Below are 13,969 nucleotides of genomic sequence, written 5' to 3' on the forward strand. Positions count from 1 at the left end.
ACGGCATCCGAAACGGGGAAGGAATGCCGTCAGTCTTCGCCCGAGCAACGCGCAGGACAATTAACCGTTTCTGACTTCTGAAATCACTGGAACTGAGCAATGGAACTGGCCCAACTGAAAATGGTGCGAGCCGTGGCGCAAACCGGCAGCGTGGCCCAGGCCGCCGTGCAATTGCATTGCGTGCCGTCCAACATCACCACGCGCATCAAGCAGCTGGAAAGCGAGTTGGGCACACCGCTGTTTATCCGTGCCGGACGCGGGCTGGCGATCAGTGCGGCCGGTGAGATCTTCCTGGAGTATTGCGAACGTATCCTGGCGCTGGTGGACGAGTCCAAACGCGCGGTCGACGCCAACGCGATTCCCCGTGGCACCCTGCGTATCGGCGCTGTGGAGTCCAGCGCCAGCGGACGCCTGCCGCCGTTGCTGGCCGAATACCATCGGCGCTACCCGGATGTCAGCCTGGAGCTGGTGACCGGTGCCTGGGGCGAACTGCTCGATGACCTGCAACACCACCGCCTGGACGTGGCGCTGGTGGCCGCCGGCAACAAACGCGCAAAGCTCGAACACAGCGTGGTCTACAGCGAACGCCTGGTGCTGATCGCCAGCGCCTCCAGCGCACCGATCCGCAGCGCCGAAGACCTGGCCGGTCGCACGCTGCTGGTATGGCCGCCCGGCTGCCCATATCGGGCGGCGCTGGAGAACTGGGTCAAGCCCCACGCGTTCAAGCCGGCCATTGCCAGCTATGCCAGCTGGGGCACGATCATCGGTTGTGTCAGTGCGGGAATTGGCGTGGCACTGGCGCCGGAAGGCATCCTGGCCCGCTATGAGCAGGCCAATCAGCTGGCGTCGTACCGGTTCGAGGAACTGCAGGCGGTGGACAACCTGCTGTTCTGGCACAAGGACACCCAGCGGCACCTGGCGCGGGATGCGTTTGCCGGGTTGTTGCGCGAAACTTTCGGCTGATCAGCTTTTGGGGGCAGCCAGATGGCTGTACTGATCCTGGCTGATCCACCCGGTAAACGAGCGGTCATCGGCATTGATGAACTCGACCTGGGCCCAGCCATCCTTGAAGGCCAGCACTCCAACCACATCATTCTTGACGATGTACGGACGCTTGGCGGCCTTGGCACTTGGGTTTTTCAGCAGGTAAGCCTTGTCGGCGGACACCTTCACCAGGCCGATCCATTTCGTGTTGGCGGTCTGGCTCAGGTCCAGGCCGGTGGCGATCTCCGGCATCAGCACATTGAGGCAACCCGGATGCTGGCGGCCTTCTGCCACGGTCAGGGTCACGCCATCGGACGAGGGTGCCAGGCTGCCGGGGTAGGTGGCGTCGGCCCAGGTAGTCAGCGCAGCGGGTTTGCCTTGCAGGTAGAACGTGCAACTGCGGGTGACGCCCTCGCCCATCGCTTCCGAGTAGTAACCCTCCACCTGGTGCTCAGGCGTCACCGCCAGCATCAGCCCTTCATACTTGCCCGAATGCAACGCGGGCGAACCGGCAAACGCAGGGGCTACAGCGCACAACGACAACACACCGATCGCTAGAAAACGGATCATCTTATTTTTTCCCTTCAAGTTTCTCGTAGGCTTTTTGCATAAGGACGTCATAGTTGCCGTAGTCCTCGCCGTTATAGTTACGCGCCATGCCGGTAAAATCCTTGGCTTTCATGGCCTTCATCAACGCCGGGCTCTTGCTGCAAAAACCGAGGAAGGCCTTTAGTTGGTTACCGGCATTCACTTTTAATGCCGCAGAAAATTCAAACACCGTCTTGTAACCGCAGGACGCGTAGTTGAAACCCATGATCTGAAACATGCCCCAGGACGCCGACATCAACGCGGCTTCCTGATCCAGCGCAAACGCGGTGGCCATGGTTTCCCAGGCCTTGGTCTGGTCCTTGTTATTGGTCTGCCACTGTGGCCCGGCCTTTTTCTTGTAGGGGTAGGACAGCAGCGGGTGCGCTTGGTCGTAGATGTGCTTGGTGTACTTGCGAAACAGGTGCCCTTCGAAGGCGATTACCGGCAATTTGGCCGGGCCAAAACCTGAACGGCCGCCGGATTCCACGGTGGCGAAGGCCTTGATGATGTTCACCGAAATACCACCGCCCAACTGCGTGGCCGCGTTCTGGAAATCCGTCTCGCTGAGGGTCATGCCCCCGTCGCACGTGGCCTGCAGCATCAATTGACGGTTGCGCTTCTCGGCCTCGATCATCGCGCGCATGCGGTCCAGGTACACATTGACCGTGGCCTGCACCGCGTCACCCTGATTGTTGCCGAACACATTCAGAAAGCTCGGGATACGCATGCTCGGGAACGCCTTTACCGGCACCTTCACCGCTTCTTCGATCAGGCTGTTGAAGGTTTTACCGGTCGGGTCGATCACGCCATCAGGGTGGGCATATTTGAGATGACGGAATTGATACTGGCTGATGCATTGCACCAATTGGCCATCGCACTTGCCGTTTTCGGCCAGCGGGAAGCCCATTTTTGGAATGATCAGATTGAACAAGTATTGGACGCACTGCACATCGGCGGGCAAGTTGCGGGCTTTGCCGGGCGCGCCTACCGAAGCACTGATAAGACGGGGCAACCCTTGCAGGCTTTTCATCACAGACATCCTTGTTAGTTAAAGAAGCGATGGCACTTCAATATCAACTTCACACACTTGTCACACTCTGAAACAAGTGGCTGGCGGAAACTAACAAGGTGGTTTTAGGTTGTCCAGAGCGACCTGCAAAAGTTGTGAAACAGCCGAATTAAATCATTCAGTAGCCGTGGAATTCACGGGTTTTCTGATAGGTGTGGAAATCAATCCACTCGACTACATCGTAAGGCAGGTAAAGCTGCATCCGCGCGCGGGAAATGGCGATATACACCTCGCACAGCCGTTGGTCGAACGCGTAGGCGTCCTTGAACTTCACGTTGGTCAGCAACTCGGGCGTCAGCAATACCCGGTCAAACTCCATGCCGCCCGCCTCTGCCGCCAGCATTAGCAGGCAACGCTTGCCGGGCACGCCGCCCAGCCGGTTCAAGCGTGTGATGTCGGCGACGTTGAAGCCTTTTTCCAACTCGCTCTCGACCCACAGAAACGCTTCATCGAACTGGCTGGCATCGCGCACCTGTTGCCAATCGTCCATGTCGCTGAAATACGCATGGGGACCGTTGTCGTTGTGCTCGTTGCTGTAGAACTGCGGCTTGAACAAGGCGATGACGCTGATCATGAAGCGCTGCAGATCCTGCTGCGCTGCAGTGTCGAAGAACCCGAACGGGCAGTTGGCCTGCTGCAACTGGATGGCCCATTTCATGGTGTCCCAATGGGAGGCGGTCAACACCACGCAGCCTTCCGGCGGCACGAAGCCCTGGGGGTAATGCTCGATGCCGACGTCGGCATCCCGCGCGCCTTCGAAGGGGGTTTTGCACTTTTGTGAGTGCACGCTGATCAACGGGTTGACCAGGCGCTCGACGTTGCGGCCCGAGCGCACCGAGTAACTGATGTCGGTGTGCCGGACTTCGCGCTTTCTTCGCACCATCACACCGCTGGCCAATTGGTATTCATCGCCGAGGGTGATCAATACCTGGCGGCCACGCTCGATAATCTGCAACAACGAAGGCGGGATGTCCTGGCTTTCATCGATCAACACGTGGGTATAGCGAGGCGGCACCACACAGCCTTCGAGACTCGCACGCTTGATCAGCCACAATGCCGCGAAGGCAGTCTGGCCGGCCCACTGTGGGTTGGCCTCCAGGTACGTCCACAACCGGCTGGAATACTCCAGCAACGCCTGGGTATCCACGCTGGACAACGGGTGCTTGAAATGCGGCAGGTGCCTGGCCGACAGGCTGTGATGACTGGAGTGGCAATAGCTTTCGAGCACCTTTAGACAGATATCCAGCGTCGCCACGCCCTCGTGCCCCCGCCAGCCGTGGATATTCAGGGTCTGCGACACTTCATGCTTGCCGGGCAACCTGGCAGGCGTGCCCTGCACGGATGGGCGCGGCCCCTGCAGCAGCGCCTTGGCGAACGCGGCGAAGGTCGAACCCGCCTTGCTGTCCTTCCCCAACCCCATGCGCTCACGCAGGGTCGCCAGTTTGGCCCCTGTGCGTGCCAGCACCAGGGTCTGGGCGGGGCGCAGGCACTCCATCAAGGCGCCGAGCAGGTGGCTCTTGCCGATGCCCGCGTAGCCCTGGACATGCAGGTCTTCATTGAGGTTGGCGCGGAAGGTACGCACCAGTTTGTCCTGGGCCGGGCTGAGCCAGCGCTCGCGCTGGCGGGGCGTGATCATCTGTTGGCTGAATGGATCATTGCTGCGCAGGTGGCGGACCTTATAGCCGATATCCCATTTGCCCGTAGGCAGCAGGTAATCCCGCGCCGCGACTTCTTCAGCCGACAGCAGGCGCAGGTTGACGCTTTTAAGCGCGTTGAAACCGAAGTAGAGCTTGCGCGGATCGAACAGTCGCTGGGCTTCGGACAGCAGCGTCGCAGCGCCCCCTGCCCGCGTGTCGACCGACCAGTCGAGCAACTTGGCCAGGATGCGTTCGGCGCCCGCGCAGGTCAGGTCTTTTTCCGCGGCCTGGGCCAGGTTCTGGATGACCAGTACGGCGGCCAGTTCCGGGTCCGTCAGGCCAGCCAGGGCCAGGGCGCCGTCCGTACCGAGCAGGGCCGTGCAGGTTTCATCCGTGACAGGCAGGAAGACCGGGCTGGATAAATCGAAGTGTTCAGGTTGCATAGTGCCTCGCCGCCAGGGAATCAGGCATTGCCCTGACCGCCCAGTTCAAACCGATACTCGCCCAGGGAGCCCGACATACCGCCGCAATGAGGGCCTGCGTCAGCCGCAGACGCCATCGCATTGATCTGTTGCTGGAGTTCGAACACAGCCATATCGAGCAACCGCCGCAAGTCTTCGGCGCTCTGCGCGGCCACGTTCAATTGCAGCGTGCAGGCGCACGCCAGCGGTGGCTGCGCGGGCTCGTCAACGACTTCCGCAGAGCGGATCATTTCCGCCTGGCTGAGGATTTCCGCGTGTTCATCGTCCATCAGGTCCAGCACCCTCGACAATTCCAGGGTCTGCTCAGGGTGGGATTGAATGCGGTCCTTGATCTCCAGGCGGCGCATCTGCCATTCCCGCAGTTTTTCGCGAGTGAGGTCGTCGACTTTTTCCACGTGTGCTATCTCCGGATGCCAGGCACTGGAGTATGCCGCCATGGACTGCCCGATGGCAGATGGCGTGAAAGCATTTTTGATTTGGATTTGAAGAGGTATTGCAAGGAAGAGCGTTATGGAGGCAACCCCACCAGCCACACCCCGGCACACAATGTTCCCGCTGTGGCTGCTGCCTTCCGGCTCTGACCAGGTTCACGGGTAATCGTTGCGGGGGGACCGATGGGGTCACCATAACGACGCTGGCCTCTCGGCAAGCGGGGCCATTGTACCGATCTCATCGGAAGTTACAACCGTTGGGGCCGGATTAAAAATATGAAGGGGTTCAAGTACTTGTCACCGTCAACGGCATCTGTGGGAGGGGGCTTGCCCCCGATGACGGTACATCAGCCAATAAACAGGTGACTGACCCAGCGCCATCGGGGGCAATCCCCCTCCCACAGTGCTCATCATTGTGCCAGTACCACCTCATCTGCTCGGCCGCCTTCTTCCTGGATCACCAGGTGAATGAAGTGCAGCTTGGCGATCACCGCTGGAGGCAGCACAAAGGGATAAAAATCCGGCTGGCCCATGCTGCGCGACAGTTCATTGAGCATGCCGGCCAGTTCGATCCACGCGTTGACGAATGACAGGAATGCCACGCCGCCAGGGTGTTCGGGGTCATAGAGCGTGCTGAGGGGAAATGGCTGGTAATCCAGGTCCATCTCGCGGGCGCTCATGCCAAAGCCCAAGGCGGTGTCGACGGCATCCATCATGTGCAGGTAGTGCGCCCAGGTTTCGGCCCAGTCTTCCCAGGGGTGCATGGTGGCGTAGGCGCTGACGCAGGTTTGCTGCCAATCGGCGCGTGGGCCGTGCTGGTAGTGCTGGTCGAGGGCGTCGGCATAACTGGCACGTTCGTCGCCGAACAGGTTGCGAAACGGTTCAAGCCAGTGGGTATTGGCGATCAGGCGATCCCAGTAATAATGGCCGACCTCATGGCGAAAGTGGCCGAGCAGCGTGCGATAGGGTTCGCGCATCTGGACGCGGACCTTTTCCCGGTGGGCGTCGTCGGCTTCCTTGATATCGAGGGTGATCAGGCCGTTCGCGTGACCGGTCATGGGCGCGTTGCCCTCCAGGTCGATACCGACAAAATCGAAGGCCAGGCCGGTGTCTTCGTCGACGCTTTTGGGCACCACTTGCAAACCCAGGCTGATCAATTGCGCGACCAACCGGCGCTTGGCGGTTTCGACTTTGCGCCAGCGCTCGTGGTTTTCAGGGATCGACAGGTCAGGAATGGTGCGGTTCAGGCTGCATGCCACGCACAGCGGCGCGGTGCTATGGGCCGGGATCAGCCAGTTGCAGGCGGCCGGGGTGTCGAGGTTGGCGCAGCGGCGGAAGGCGCCGGCGTCGAGGTTACCGTCCTGCAGCCAGGTGCCTTCGACCGGGCCGGGCTGCAGGGAGTCCAGCCGGGCTTGTTGGGGTTGGTAGCCCAGCAGCGCCTGGCAGGCCAGGCACTGGCTGTTGCGAAAGAACAGCGATTGGCCGCAGCGGCACTGCCACACCTTGCTGTCGCGGGATGTGCCGGCTACGAACGGTGCAGCGATGCGCGAACTGAGTTGCTCGAAGTAGCGGAACATGGCGATCTCTCCCTGGGTGACTGAGACTAGATCACTTTCTGTTCAGGATCGTTCCACTTTCGTTAGGGTTGGGGGGCTGCTGCGCAGCCCGACGCGGGGCAAGCCCGCTCGCCACAGCAAGCCCGCTCGCTACAAAGTGCAAATCAGACGGTGATGTTGTGCTTGGCAAGGAAGGAGACGAAGGCTTCTTCATCCAATACCTTCAGGCCCAGTTCGCTCGCCTTGGCCAGCTTGGAACCCGCCCCCGGCCCCGCCACCACGCAGTGGGTCTTCGCCGAGACGGAACCCGCCACCTTGGCCCCGAGGCTTTCGAGTTTTTCCTTGGCCACGTCACGGCTCATCAGTTCCAGGGAGCCGGTGAGTACCCAGGTGTGCCCCGCTTCGGGCAAACCTTCGACGACTTTCTTCTCGCTCAGCCAGTGCATGCCGAAGTCCTTGAGCTGCTGCTCGATGGCCAGGGCATGGTTGGCGTTGTCGGCGTTATCGAAGAACTCACGCACCGCCTTGGCCTGCTTCTCGGGCAACGCCTGGCGCATATCCAGCCAGTCGGCCTTGATCACGCCTTCGAGGGTGACGAATTTGTCTGCCAACTTTTGCGCAGCGCCCGGGCCGACGCTCGGCACATGCAACTTGTCGAGCAAGCCGCCCAGGGTGGTACTGGCGGCGAATTCGGCGCTCAGGTCGCCCTGGTCCTGCAATTGCAGGCCGCACTCCTGCGGCGACAGCAGTGCGCCGATCACGTCCTGGTTATGGCTGTCTTCAAAAAAGCTGTGGATCTCGTGCGCCACTTCCAGGCCCACGTCCGGCAGGTACGTCAGCACTTGCGGCAAGGCCTTCTGCACGCGCTCCAGGGACGCCAGCGAACGCGCCAGCACCTTGGCAGTCTCCTCGCCCACGTCGGGAATGCCCAGGGCGTAGATGAACCGCGCCAGGGTCGGGGTCTTGCTGTTTTCGATAGCGGTGATCAGCTTCTTGCTGGAAATATCGGCAAAGCCTTCCAGGTCGATGATCTGCTCGTACTTGAGCTTGTAGAGGTCGGCCGGTGAGCCGATGAGCTTTTCATCCACCAATTGCTCGATGGTCTTGTCGCCCAGGCCATCGATGTCCATGGCGCGGCGCGAGACGAAATGAATGATCGCCTGCTTGAGCTGCGCACCACAGGCCAGACGCCCGACGCAACGGTACACCGCGCCTTCGCTGACGGTTTCCTTGCCCTTGCTGCGCTTGACCAGTTGCGTGCGCTCAACGTGGGAGCCGCACACCGGGCAGCTCTGCGGGATCGGCACCGCACGGGCGTCTTCCGGGCGGCGCTCAAGCACCACCGACACCACCTGCGGGATCACATCCCCAGCGCGGCGGATGATCACGGTATCGCCGATCATCACACCCAGGCGCGCGACTTCGTCCATGTTGTGCAGGGTGGCGTTGGACACGGTCACGCCCGCAACCTTGACCGGCTTCAAGCGCGCCACAGGCGTCACGGCGCCGGTGCGGCCAACCTGGAATTCCACGTCGAGCAGTTCGGTCAGCTCTTCCATGGCCGGGAATTTATGCGCGATGGCCCAGCGCGGTTCGCGGGCGCGGAAGCCCAGTTCACGCTGGGAGGCGATGCTGTTGACCTTGAACACCACACCGTCGATCTCATACGGCAGGCTGTTACGCCGCTCGCCGATGTCACGGTAGTACTCCAGGCAATCCTGAATGCCTTTGGCCAACTTCAGCTCATGGCTGATGGGCATGCCCCACTGCTTCAACTGTTGCAGGTTGCCGATGTGGGTGTCGCTGATATCGGTGGTCACGCCGTAGCAGCAGAACTCCAGCGGGCGGCTGGCGGTGATCTTCGAGTCCAGCTGACGCAGGCTGCCGGCAGCGGCGTTGCGCGGGTTGGCGAAGGTCTTACCGCCGACTTCCAGTTGCGCGGCGTTGAGTCGCTCGAAACCGGCCTTGGACATGAACACTTCGCCGCGCACCTCCAGGGTTGCCGGCCAGCCACTGCCGTGCAGTTTCAGCGGGATGTTGCGCACGGTGCGCACGTTGACGCTGATGTCTTCGCCGGTGGTGCCGTCGCCTCGGGTGGCGCCGCGAACCAGCTCACCGTCCTGATACAGCAGGCTGACCGCCAGGCCGTCCAGCTTCGGTTCGCAGCTGTATTCCACCGCCGCGCCAGCGCCGAACAGGTCGCCCACCGGCAGGTCGAGGCCTTCGGTGACCCGGCGATCAAACTCGAGCATGGTGGTTTCATCGAACGCGTTGCCCAGGCTGAGCATCGGGATCTCATGCTTGACCTGGGTGAACGCCGACAGCGCCGCACTGCCGACTCGCTGCGTCGGTGAATCCCGCGTGACCAGTTCCGGGTGCTCGGCCTCCAGGGCCTTGAGCTCGTGGAACAAGCGGTCGTACTCGGCGTCCGGAATGCTCGGCTCGTCGAGGACATGGTAGCGGTAGTTGTGCTGATCCAGTTCAGCGCGCAGTTCGAGGATGCGGGTGTGGGCGGCGGTCATGGGTGTTCTCTCATAAAGCAAAAGAGCAGCCGAAGCTGCTCAATATGTTAGTGCACGGATTCTACAGGCAACGCTTAAGATCGGACCTCAGCGCTTCTGTGTCAGGGCGCGACGCTCGAACTCGACGATGCGCTGACGGTAGTGCTCGATGGTCTGGGCGGTCAGCACGCTGCGCTGGTCGTCCTTGAGCTCGCCATTGAGTTCCTGGGACAGCTTGCGGGCCGCGGCCACCATCACGTCGAACGCCTGTTTCGGGTGACGCGGGCCTGGCAGGCCGAGGAAGAAGCTCACGGCCGGGGTGCTGAACAGGTCGATATCGTCCAGGTCGAAGGTGCCCGGCTTGACCGCATTGGCCATGGAGAACAGCACTTCGCCGTTGCCGGCCATGCTTTCGTGACGGTGGAAGATATCCATCTCGCCAAACCGCAGGCCGCTTTCGAGGATGTTCTGCAACAGGGCCGGGCCCTTGAAGCCAGCAGCGTCGCGGCAGATCACGCTGATCACCAGCACTTCTTCGGCGGCCGGCTGGTCGTTCACGGACTGGCGCGGGGCATTCTTGCCGGCGTTTTCGTCGGGGAAATCATCGTCGCGGCTGCTGAAGCTCGGGCCGTCATTGACGTCCAGGTCCAGGTCAGCCTGGCGCGGTTCTGCGACCACCGGAGCGGTGCGCTTGCCACGCTTGGATGACGGCTCGCGGGCTTCACGCACCGGCGCGCTCATCGACGGCAAGTCGTGCTCGTCCAGTTGCGGTTCTTTATGGGTATCCAGCACACGGGGCGGCCCCAGCAGCTCGGCGCTGCCGTCGTCGTCGGGCAAGTTGGACAGGTTGCGGTCCAGACGGAATTTGAGCTTGCCCTTGCCACCGCGCATGCGGCGCCAGCCATCAAAAAGAATACCGGCAATGACAATAATGCCGATGACGATCAGCCACTCGCGCAGACCGATTTCCATGTAATCCCGTGCCTCTAATAAAAAATGCTGAAAAATAAGGGGTTTAGCAACGTGCAAACCGCTTTAAAACGTGGCGCCAACTCTATGTTCTGACTGACGTTTTGCCCACGCATACGAAAATTTGACATTAAACTAGCACGACCAAAGATAACTTTACACCGTCTGTCAAAATGCCTTGAACAAATATGTCCATTTGCCACTTTCGCCAGACCGGTAAAGCCTCTTACCGCACGCTACAAAAATTCTTTGCCGGCATGGATCAAGACTCCACCATCGCCATCGCTTCTTCGACATCTACCGCCACCAGACGCGAACAGCCCGGTTCGTGCATCGTGACCCCCATCAACTGATCCGCCATTTCCATGGCGATCTTGTTGTGGGTGATATAGATGAACTGCACGGTCTGGGACATCTCTTTGACCAAACGCGCGTACCGTCCAACGTTAGCGTCATCCAGCGGCGCGTCAACTTCGTCGAGCATGCAGAACGGCGCCGGGTTCAACTTGAAGATGGCAAATACCAGGGCCAATGCGGTCAGGGCTTTCTCGCCGCCGGACAACAAATGGATGGTGCTGTTCTTCTTGCCCGGAGGCCGCGCCATGATCGTTACCCCTGTATCGAGTAGATCTTCGCCCGTCAGTTCCAAGTAAGCGCTGCCACCGCCGAAAACTTTTGGGAATAACGCCTGTAAACCGCCATTAATCTGATCAAAGGTATCCTTGAAGCGGTTACGGGTTTCCTTGTCGATCTTGCGGATCACGTTTTCCAGGGTGTCCAGGGCTTCCACCAGATCGGCGTCCTGGGCATCCAGATAACGTTTACGTTCGGATTGCTGCTGGTACTCGTCGATGGCCGCCAGGTTGATCGCGCCGAGTCGCTGGATACGTGCGGCAATGCGCTCCAGTTCCTCTTCGGCTTCTTTCTCGTTGGCCTGGGCGGTCAGGGTGTTGAGCACGCCGTGCAGGTCGTAGCCGTCTTCCAGCAATTGGTCTTGCAGGGTCTTGCGGCGCACGGTCAGGGCTTGCCATTCCATGCGCTGCTGTTCGAGCTGACCACGGATCAACTGGGATTGCTGTTCGGCCTGGGTCCGACGTTTTTCGGCGTCGCGCAGTTCGCGGTCGGCGTCTTCGAGGGCGATCTGCGCGGTCTTGAGTTCTTCGTCGACGGTCATGCGCTTGTCGAGCAATTCTTCGAGCTTCAGGCGCAGCTCTTCCAGCGGCGCCTCGCCCTCCTCCAGGTTGAGGCTCAGTTGCTCGCGCTTTTCGGTCAGGCGTTCGGACTGCATCTCCAGGCGCTCAAGGGCTTGGGCGGTGGACGCGTGCTGGGCCTTGAGCGACCCCAGGCGCACGGCCAACTGGTGGGCGTGGTCCTTGTGCTGGCGCGCTTCCTGGCGCACACGGTCGAGGCGTTCGCGCAGGCTGTCGCGCTGGGCCAGCAACAGTTCGCGCTGCTCGGTGTCGAGGGCCATGCTGTCGAGGGCTTCCTGCAACTGCAGGCGCGCTTCGCCGATCTGTTCGTGTTCCAGGGCGCGCTGCTCGCCCATTTCCGCGACTTCTTCGTCGAGGCGGGTGCGGCGCAGGGTCAGTTGCTCGACCTTGGCTTTGCTCGCGGAGAGCTGGGCCTTGAGTTCGCCTTGCTGGCGCGCTTCGTCCTGCAACAGGCGGCGCAGGTGCTCGCGGCCGGTCTCCTGCTGGCGCTGGGTGGCACGCAGGGTTTGCAGTTCGGTTTCCAGGCTTTCCAGGGTGGCTTCGCGCTCTTCGCGCTCGGCGATCAGGTTGACGATTTCCTGGCCACGGGCCAACACGCCGCTTTCCGCTTCACTGGCGCGGCGCACGCGCAGGAAGTGGCGGCCGACCCAATAGCCGTCACGGCTGATCAGGCTTTCGCCGGCGCCCAACTGACCGCGCTGGGCCAGGGCCTGCTCCAGGGAATCCACCGGCTTGACCTGGCCCAGCCACGGCGACAGATCAATCGCCGCTTCAACTTTATCCAGCAAACTGCCCGGCACCCGCGTGCCATCGGCGGCAGGGCTGAGCAAACGCAGGTCGCCCTGGGCAAAACCGGCCAGGTCGAAGCCGCCAAAGTCATCCACCAACACCGCTTGCAGGTCGGCGCCCAAGACAGTTTCCACCGCCAGTTCCCAACCGGCTTCTACCTTCAAACCTTCGGCCAAGCGCGGGCGTTCGGCCAGATGTTGATCACGCAGCCACTCGGCGGTGCCGGTGCCCGGGTCCAATGCAGCCTGCTGCAACGCTTCAAGGGAGGCGAGCCGGCCATTGAGCCGCTGCAAATCACCCTGGGCCTGTTGCTGTGCCTGGGTCGCCTGCTGCAACTGCTGACGCAATTGCTCCAGGCGCTCCACTTGTTGTTCTTCGCTGGCTTCCAGCTCTTCCAGCGTCATTTCGCTTTCGGCCAGTTGCTCGCTCAGTTCCATGATCGCCGCGTCTTCCGGGTCGGCGGACAGCAACGCGCGCTCTTCCTGCATGCGGCGCTGGCGCTCGGCCAGGCGCTCCATGCTGGTTTCCAGTTGCTGGATGCGTGACTGCTGCACTTCGGCCTGACGCCGGGGTTCGGCAGACTTCAGGTTGAAGGTGTCCCACTGCTCCTGCCAGCCGTGCATGGTGGCTTCGGCTTCTTCCAGGGCGGCGGCGGCTTCTTCGGCGGCGACGCTGGTGACTTCCTGCTCGGGGGTGAGCATGTCCAGCTCTTCGCCCAGGGTCAGCAGCAAGGTACGGTCGTGGCCCAGGTGGGATTCGGTCTCCAGGCGCGCGCGCTCGGCTTCCTTGAGGTCATCCTGCAACTGGCGCAGGCGCTGCTGGCCGTGCTGGATGCTCTGCTCGACGCGGGCGATATCGCCACCCACCGAATAGAAGCGGCCCTGCACCAGATTGAAGCGCTCGGACAGGTCATGGTGACCGTCACGCAGGCGTTCGATACTGGCGTCGGCATTGCGCTGCTCGGCCACCAGGGCTTCAAAGCTGATCTCCTGGGTGCCGATGATCGCTTCGCGCTGGCCCACCTGGTCATTCAGCGCCTGCCAGCGCAGGGCCGACAGTTGTGCCTTGAGCTGGCGCTCCTCGCCCTTGTATTCCTGGTACTTCTCGGCGGCCTGGGCCTGGCGGTGCAGGCGCTCCAATTGGCGCTCCAGCTCTTCGCGCAGGTCGGTCAGGCGGGCGAGGTTCTCGTGGGTGCGGCGAATGCGGTTTTCGGTCTCGCGGCGGCGCTCCTTGTACTTGGAGATGCCAGCCGCTTCTTCGATGAAGTTACGCAGGTCCTCAGGCTTGGCTTCGATCAGCTTGGAGATCATGCCCTGTTCGATGATCGAGTAGCTGCGCGGCCCCAGGCCTGTGCCGAGGAAAATATCGGTGATGTCCCGACGGCGACACTTGGTGCCGTTGAGGAAGTAGCTGTTCTGGCTGTCGCGCGTCACTTTGCGGCGGATCGAAATTTCCGCGTAGGCCGCGTACTCGCCGATCAGGGTGCCGTCGGAGTTGTCGAACACCAGTTCGATGCTGGCCTGGCTCACTGGCTTGCGGCTGGTGGAGCCATTGAAGATGACGTCGGTCATCGACTCGCCACGCAGGTTCTTGGCCGAGCTCTCGCCCATCACCCAGCGGACGGCGTCGATGATGTTCGACTTGCCGCAACCATTGGGCCCGACCACCGCCGCCATGTTACTGGGGAAGTTCACCGTGGTCGGGTCGACGAAGGATTTGAACCCCGCCAGTTTGATGCACTTGAGCCGCACG

The 13,969-nt window shown here is 61.5% G+C and carries 9 protein-coding genes and 1 other RNA gene; 1 reads left to right on the plus strand and 9 read right to left on the minus strand.

The annotated features are described in order from the left end of the window. The first annotated feature begins 99 nt into the window (after positions 1–99). Positions 100–963 carry a LysR substrate-binding domain-containing protein gene (locus M2497_RS23730; protein ID WP_058427348.1) on the plus strand — a complete coding sequence of 288 codons (864 nt, stop codon included), beginning with the start codon at positions 100–102 and terminating at the stop codon, positions 961–963. Here M2497_RS23730 and M2497_RS23735 read toward each other — a convergent pair whose 3' ends face one another. The 9 genes from M2497_RS23735 to smc all read right to left on the minus strand — a co-directional run bounded on the left by M2497_RS23735 (position 964) and on the right by smc (position 13,968). Beyond that, on the minus strand, positions 964–1,554 hold the full coding sequence (locus M2497_RS23735) for a hypothetical protein (RefSeq protein WP_248483617.1): 591 nt from the start codon (positions 1,552–1,554) through the stop codon (positions 964–966). Between the two features lies 1 nt (position 1,555). Continuing rightward, positions 1,556–2,602 carry an N-acetylmuramidase family protein gene (locus M2497_RS23740; RefSeq protein WP_058427350.1) on the minus strand — a complete coding sequence of 349 codons (1,047 nt, stop codon included), beginning with the start codon at positions 2,600–2,602 and terminating at the stop codon, positions 1,556–1,558. Positions 2,603–2,759: 157 nt separating this feature from the next. Further along, positions 2,760–4,721: a hypothetical protein gene (locus tag M2497_RS23745; protein WP_248483619.1), complete on the minus strand. Its 1,962-nt coding sequence runs from the start codon at positions 4,719–4,721 to the stop codon at positions 2,760–2,762. Positions 4,722–4,741: 20 nt separating this feature from the next. After that, the gene (locus tag M2497_RS23750) at positions 4,742–5,155 is read right to left on the minus strand and encodes a hypothetical protein (RefSeq protein ID WP_248483621.1); all 414 of its coding nucleotides are present in this window, start codon (positions 5,153–5,155) and stop codon (positions 4,742–4,744) included. Between the two features lie 125 nt (positions 5,156–5,280). After that, positions 5,281–5,377: signal recognition particle sRNA small type (ffs, locus tag M2497_RS23755), an RNA gene on the minus strand. A gap of 224 nt (positions 5,378–5,601) precedes the next feature. Beyond that, positions 5,602–6,768, minus strand: a complete 1,167-nt coding sequence (locus tag M2497_RS23760) for a putative zinc-binding metallopeptidase (protein WP_058427353.1) — start codon at positions 6,766–6,768, stop codon at positions 5,602–5,604. Between the two features lie 143 nt (positions 6,769–6,911). Next, on the minus strand, positions 6,912–9,269 hold the full coding sequence (gene ligA / locus M2497_RS23765; RefSeq protein ID WP_248483623.1) for an NAD-dependent DNA ligase LigA: 2,358 nt from the start codon (positions 9,267–9,269) through the stop codon (positions 6,912–6,914). An 87-nt stretch (positions 9,270–9,356) separates the two neighbouring features. Further along, complete coding sequence (gene zipA / locus M2497_RS23770) at positions 9,357–10,220, minus strand: cell division protein ZipA (RefSeq protein ID WP_058427355.1); 864 nt, start codon at positions 10,218–10,220, stop codon at positions 9,357–9,359. Between the two features lie 259 nt (positions 10,221–10,479). Next, entirely contained in the window at positions 10,480–13,968 is a 3,489-nt protein-coding gene (gene smc, locus M2497_RS23775; RefSeq protein WP_248483625.1) for a chromosome segregation protein SMC, read from the minus strand. Position 13,969: the final 1 nt, after the last annotated feature.

It is taken from the genome of Pseudomonas sp. CYM-20-01, from assembly GCF_023169845.1.
Lineage (GTDB): Bacteria > Pseudomonadota > Gammaproteobacteria > Pseudomonadales > Pseudomonadaceae > Aquipseudomonas > Aquipseudomonas azotoformans.